Origin of the sequence: Lacisediminimonas sp. (assembly GCF_030645335.1) — a bacterium.
Taxonomy (GTDB): Bacteria; Pseudomonadota; Gammaproteobacteria; order Burkholderiales; family Burkholderiaceae_D; genus Lacisediminimonas.
The window spans coordinates 1-6,506 of sequence record NZ_JAUSNH010000178.1; the positions used below are offsets into that span (position 1 = coordinate 1).

At 64.5% G+C, this 6,506-nt stretch carries 4 protein-coding genes and 1 pseudogene; all 5 read right to left on the reverse strand.

Going from position 1 to position 6,506, the window contains the following annotated elements:
* Window positions 1-160: pseudogene (locus Q7T64_RS12440) on the reverse strand (N-(5'-phosphoribosyl)anthranilate isomerase); the annotation flags it as partial.
* Window positions 160-978: a tRNA pseudouridine(38-40) synthase TruA gene (gene truA / locus Q7T64_RS12445; RefSeq protein ID WP_304796062.1), complete on the reverse strand. Its 819-nt coding sequence runs from the start codon at window positions 976-978 to the stop codon at window positions 160-162. The pseudogene Q7T64_RS12440 and the gene truA, both read right to left, overlap by 1 nt.
* 127 nt (window positions 979-1,105) lie before the next feature.
* Entirely contained in the window at window positions 1,106-3,982 is a 2,877-nt protein-coding gene (locus Q7T64_RS12450) for a FimV/HubP family polar landmark protein (protein ID WP_304796064.1), read from the reverse strand.
* 350 nt (window positions 3,983-4,332) lie between these two features.
* On the reverse strand, window positions 4,333-5,469 hold the full coding sequence (gene asd / locus Q7T64_RS12455) for an aspartate-semialdehyde dehydrogenase (protein ID WP_304796065.1): 1,137 nt from the start codon (window positions 5,467-5,469) through the stop codon (window positions 4,333-4,335).
* Window positions 5,470-5,581: 112 nt separating this feature from the next.
* On the reverse strand, window positions 5,582-6,506 hold a 925-nt coding region (leuB, locus tag Q7T64_RS12460), incomplete at its 5' end, for a 3-isopropylmalate dehydrogenase (protein WP_304796067.1).

The following is a 6,506-nucleotide window of genomic DNA, read 5'->3' on the forward strand; positions in this document are numbered from 1 at the left end:
GCAGGCCACGGATCAAGGCACTGGCTTGCTGGGGCGACACATGACGCGGGCTCTTTGCATAAAAAACCAGGCCGATCGCATCGGCGCCCTGCTCCACCGCCGCCTGGATGTCCTGCGGCTGCGAAAGGCCACACAGCTTGATACGGGTGCGAGCGATCATCAATAGTCCAAAACGAAGGGAAAAGCCTGGCGGCGCTCCCGGGGAAGCTGCCATTTCGGATCGTAGTCTACCCTTGCCAGGTACAGTCCGTCCGGCGAGAAGGTCGGCGCGGCCGGATGCCGGTCGCCGCCTGCCAGCAGTTCACCGACCCACTCGGGCGGGTGTGCACCATTGCCAACGTAGATCAGCGAGCCGACGATATTGCGCACCATGTGGTGCAGGAAGGCATTGGCCCGCAGCCCCACGACCAGCAAGTCTCCCTGGCGCGTCACCGTCGCCGCATGGATGGTCCGCACCGGCGTCTTCGACTGGCATTCGGCGGCGCGAAATGCAGAGAAATCATGGGTGCCGACCAGGCAATTGGCGGCCTGTTGCATCCGTTCCGGGTCGAGCGGCCGGAATACCCAGCCGGCACGCTGCGCAAGCAGCGGCGAGCGCACCGGATTGTTATGGATCAGGTAGTGATAGGTCCGTGCGGTCGCGCTGTAGCGGGAATGGAACTGATCGTCCGCCAGTACCGGCGGCTGGCAGGCCCAGCGCACCGCGATGGACGGCGGCAGCAGCGCGTTCAGGCCGCGCACCCAGGACACCAGTTCGCGCTGCACACCGGTGTCCAGATGGACCACCTGCTCCAGCGCATGGACGCCGGCATCTGTCCGGCCGGCACAAACGGTATGGATCGCTTCGCCGGTGAACTTGCGCAGGGCCGCTTCCAGCACATCCTGGACAGTGTCGCGGGTGGGTTGGGTCTGCCACCCTTTCCAGTGCGAGCCGTCGTATTCGATTCCCAGCGCAATACGTTTCAAATCTGTTCCCATGTCCGCTCCATGCCGGCACGGAGCATGCCAGATTCATCGGAAAAAACAAAACGTGCGCCCGCAATGGGGCGCACGCTCAGGTGCCAGGACAGGTGCAAGCCCGGTCGCCGCAATCCGGCCGGGGGCTTCAAGCCATCTTGTGGATCAATGATGTTGCCTTTTCAACCTGCTCCGGCGTACCACCGCGGGCCACTTCTTCCAGCAACTCGCGTGCGCCCTCGGCGTCGCCGATTTCCTGATAGGCCAGTGCCAGGTCGAGCTTGGTCGCCATTTCGGCATTGCCGGCCAGGGTATTGCCCCCGAGTGCCGCTGTGCCGGCACCTGCCGCACTGGCCGGCGTGCCGAGGTCGAGGTTGATCGAAGAAAGATCGAATGGCAGCGGCGCCGGCGCCAGGTCGGGCAAGGCCGAAGCAGCGTGCACATCGTCAGGCAGATCGATGTGCCCATCGTCGTCGGTCGCAGTTGGCCGCGCAGCCGGCAGCGCCATTCCCGCCTTGACGTCAGCAGGCAGGGTTTCCACCGGCGTGAGCAAGTCGAAGTTGAAGTCCAGTGCAGAGGTTTGCGCCGACATCGCGTCCGTTGCCTGCGGCGCTTCCTCGGCCAGGGTCGGCACATCCAGGCTCATGTCTGCCGGCCCGGATGGCGCAATCGGTGCGTCCGGCGGCGCTTTTGCATCGAGCGCGCCAAGGTCGAATTCGAAATCCAGGGTATTGCCATCGCCTTCGGGCTCCATCGCCGCGACCGCAGGCACAGCCGCAGGTGGTGCAGCCGGCGTTTGCGGCATGGATGGCCGGGCCGGTGGCGCGGCCGGGAACGCAAGCATGTTGCCGTCGTCGGCCGGCACGCTGGCGGCTGCGGCAGTGGTGGCAGTGGTGGCGGCGGATGGCGGCACGGCTGGCGCCGGCACGTCATCGAACACCAAACCCTCGCCCTCGTCCTGCTCGTCGTCATGTGCGGCGTTGGTGGTGTTCAACAGCGCGTCGAGATCCAAGTCTGCCGGCCCTGCCGTGCCCCCCGATGCGCGGGCCGCAACCAGGGTGCCGGCGCCAGCGACTGCCATTACCCCTTGCGTGCCGCCGCTGCCGGCATACAGCGGGTTCCTGGGATCAATCGTGGAACCGAGTTGGGCCGCCTGCGCCCATTCCGCGCCCTCGCCCTTGGTCATGCTGTAGAGCTCGCTGGCAACGGTATCGAACGCGCGCATATCCTTGCGGCTGGCGTAAATCTCCAGCAGCTTCACGCGCACCGAATGCCGCTCGGGCTGGGTGCGCAGCGCTTCCTTCAGGATTTCTTCGGCCTGGGTGTCGCGCCCGTAGGCAATATAAACGTCCGCTTCAGCGACCGGATCGACTTCATTGGTGTCGAGCTGGCTGGCCGACGGCGAGAAGCTGGAGTTGAACACGCTGTTATTGGTGTCGACACTTTGCCCGCCGGTGGCGCCGAACATCGAATTGGTCTTCAGCTCGGTTTCGGACAATATCGCGCTGTCGCTGAACTGCTTCTTCAATGCGCGACGCTTGCCTGCTGACCGCAGGCCGAAAGCCGCCAGCAGGGCCAACAGCAATCCGCCCGCACCCAGCAGCACCGGGTTGTCGAGCAATTCCTCGACCAGGGTCGGCTCGGGCGGCGGCGGTGGCGCAACGAACTTCGGCTTCACCACCGGCTTGGGCGGGACAGCGGCAACCACGGCGGGGGACGCCGGCGCGGCGCCAGGCGCGGGGGCAGCCGATGCGGCGGCGCTGCCGGATGTGCTGCCCGGGGCAGTTGTGGCAGCCCCCGCTGCGCCGGCAGCACCGGCCGCAGCCGCTGCACCGGCGGCCGGAGCGGCAGCGGCTGGCGGCGTCGCCGCCCCCGCTGCCTGCTGCCGATCAGCCATTTCCTTGTTCTTCAAGGCCAGCAACGTCTGCAAGTCGCCGATATTCTTTTCAAGGTCCCTGACACGGGCCTGGGCGTCGGCTTGCGCCTTTTCGCGTGCAATCTTGTCTTCGGCACCGGCTGCATTGCCTTGTGCAACGCCGGATTTGGAAACGGTCAGCCTGTCCTTGGCCGTATTGGCCGGCGTCGCCTGTTCTTCCACGCGGGCGGTGATCTTGCCGCCTGCGGCCTGGCCGGCGTCGGCAGCGCCACGCGGCGCGGCAACGGCGGCCTGGCCAGCCAGCTTGCTGCGATAACTGTTGAAATCCGCCGCCTGCGCCACGATCACGCCGCGTGCTTCGCCCTGGCTGACCGAACCCGCCGCCGTGCTGTCAGGCACTTTCAGTATCTGGCCGGCGCGCAGGCGGTTCATGTTGTTGCCGACGAATGCGTCCGGATTGGCACGGTACAGCGCCACCAGCATCTGGTCCAGCGACACGCCTTCCGGCCTGACCTGGGCGGCAATCACACCCAGCGTATCGCCCCGCTTGACCTGGACTGAGGCATCGGCTTGCGAACCGCTGGCCGGCTTCGTGGCGGATGCGGCGGGCCGGGCCGGCTCGCTGCGGGAGCGTGCCGCTGCGACCGGCCGGGCCGGGCGTGACGGGCTCTCGGCTGCGGCATCCCGACGCGTCTGCTGCTGCGACGCGGCAGGCGCGTCGGTAGATTGTGTGGCTTGTGCTGTTTGCGCAGGCTGCGGACGGCGCAATTCCGGCGGGTCGAGCAGGAAGGTATATTCACGCACGAGCTTGCTGTTGGCACTCGACACCTCCAGCAGCATGTCAATGAAAGGCTCGTTGAGTACTTGCGTCGACGTAATGCGCACCACATGACGGCCGCCACGCTGCTCTACCGCGAAACGCAGGCCGTACAGCGCCGGATTGAGTTCAATGTTGGCCAGCCTGAAGGCTTCCAGCGGGGCCAGCCGGACCGTCAGTCCGCTAGCCTCGTCACGACCGACAGAAGTCAGTTCGATTTCGGCATTCAGGGGCTGACCCAATCCGGATAGCACGGTGATCTTGCCCAGTCCGGCAGCAAAAGCGCTTGAAAACACGGCTGCAGTCAACACTGCGGCAGCGGCGGTTTTCAATCTGAATCCCGGGCGGCGCTGCGGGGCATTGCATTTATTTTTTGCTGGCATGTTCTGGCAGTGTTGTAACGGAATCCCGACTGGTCAGGGCTTCGTTTGTCCTTGCTGGCGAGGTCAAGTTTCACCATATCATCATGAACTTACGGCGGCAAGCGCAAGCAGGTTCGCAAGTTGCGCAAACCGCTGCAGATGATGTCTGCATGAAAACGGAATGGGCTGAAGCGTTGCCTATAAACAACGCGATCAGCCCATCGGACCTGCTTTACCCATCAATTTGCACAGCCACCCCGGCCTGCCAGTTTCGCTTGCCAGCTCACCTGACTGCCCACCGCACGCCAACTTCCAGGCGCTCAGGACTCCAGCATGATGCGCAGCATGCGGCGCAATGGCTCGGCTGCGCCCCACAGGAGCTGGTCGCCAACGGTAAAGGCGGACAGGTATTCGCCGCCCATCTGCATCTTGCGCAGGCGGCCAACCGGAATCGTCAGGCTGCCCGTTGTTGCGGCCGGCGTCAGGTCCTGCATCGAGGCTTCGCGCGTGTTGGGCACGAGCTTGACCCACTGATTGTTGCTGGCAATGATGTCGTTGATCTCGTCGAGCGGGACATCCTTCTTCAGCTTGATGGTCAGCGCTTGCGAGTGGCAGCGCATGGCGCCGATCCGCACGCACAGGCCGTCAACCGGAATTGCCGGCGCGGCAGCCGCGCCAAAGCCTTCGCCGCGGCCCAGGATCTTGTTGGTTTCGGCGCCGGCTTTCCATTCCTCGCGGGATACGCCGTTGCCGAGATCCTTGTCGATCCAGGGAATCAGGTTGCCGCCCAATGGCACGCCGAACTGGCGCACTTCATCGCCAGCCATTGCATGCTGGCGGCCGAGGATCTTGCGATCGATTTCAAGGATGGCAGAAGCCGGATCGTCCAGCAGCGTCCTGACCTCGGCATGCAGCGTGCCGAACTGGGTCAGCAGTTCGCGCATGTGCTGGGCGCCGCCGCCGGAAGCGGCCTGGTAGGTCATCGACGTCATCCATTCGACCAGGTCGTGCTGGAACAGCCCGCCCAGGCCCATCAGCATGCAGGACACCGTGCAATTGCCGCCAATGAAGTTCTTGACGCCCTTGTCCAGCGCGCTGCGGATCACATCCAGGTTGACCGGATCGAGCACGATGATGGCGTCGTCTTTCATGCGCAGCGTGGACGCCGCGTCGATCCAATAGCCGTTCCAGCCGGCCGCACGCAAGCGCGGGAACACGTCGCTGGTGTAGTCACCGCCCTGGCAGGTGAGGATGATGTCGCAGCGCTTGAGCGCCTCGATATCGCCGGCATCCTGCAGGCGTGTCTCGTTCTTCGCCATCGAAGGCACAGCCCCCCCGGCGTTGGAGGTCGAGAAAAACAGGGGTTCGATATGGGCGAAATCGCCCTCTTCCTGCATGCGTTGCATCAGGACCGAACCCACCATGCCGCGCCAGCCAACCAAGCCAACCAGTTTCATCATCATTTCCCGAAAAACACGGCGGGGAATATCCCGCCTCAATTCATCAATTCATCAATGCATCAATTCACACCAGGACTGCCAACGGCCCTGCCGCAATGGCAGCGCCTGGCTATCGGGCCAGCGCCTTGACCACCGCATCGCCCATTTCCACCGTCCCGACCCGGGTGGTGCCTGCCTCATGGATGTCCGGCGTGCGCAGTCCCTGCGCCAGTACCTTCTTGACCGCAGCCTCGATACGGTCGGCCTGTGCGGCGCGACCGAGCGAGTAACGCAGCATCATTGCCGCCGACAGGATGGTGGCCAGCGGATTGGCAACGCCGCGGCCGGCGATGTCGGGCGCCGAGCCATGCGATGGTTCATACAGCCCCTTGTTGTCCGCATCCAGCGAGGCCGACGGCAACATGCCGATCGAGCCGGTCAGCATCGCTGCTGCGTCCGACAGGATGTCGCCGAACATGTTGCCGGTGACGATCACGTCGAATTTCTTCGGTGCGCGCACCAGTTGCAGGGCGGCGTTGTCCACATACATGTGTTCCAGCGCCACATCCGGATACTCGCGGCCGACATCGGTCATGATGTCTTTCCAGAACTGGAAAGTTTCCAGCACGTTGGCCTTGTCCACGCTGGTCAGGCGCTTGGCCCGCTTTTGCGCCGTCTGGAACGCGACATGGCCGATGCGCCGGATTTCCGGCTCGGAATAGCGCATGGTGTCAAAGCCTTCGCGCGCGCCCTTGAACGGCCCATCGGGCGCTTCACGCACACCACGCGGCTGGCCAAAGTAAATGTCGCCGGTCAGCTCACGGATGATCAGGATGTCCAGGCCCGACACCACTTCCGGCTTCAGCGTGGAAGCGCCGGCCAGTTCGGGGTACAGGATTGCCGGCCGCAGGTTGGCGAACAGTCCGAGGTTCTTGCGCAGGCCGAGGATTGCCTGTTCCGGACGCAGCGGACGGTCCAGCGTGTCGTATTTCCAGTCGCCGACTGCGCCAAACAGGATGGCGTCTGCCTCGCGCGCCAGCTTGAGCGTGCCGTCC

Coding starts and splice junctions, on each gene's coding strand:
- asd (WP_304796065.1), bottom strand. CDS start 5,469: ATGAAACTGGTTGGCTTGGTTGGCTGGCGCGGCATGGTGGGTTCGGTC.
- truA (WP_304796062.1), bottom strand. CDS start 978: ATGGGAACAGATTTGAAACGTATTGCGCTGGGAATCGAATACGACGGC.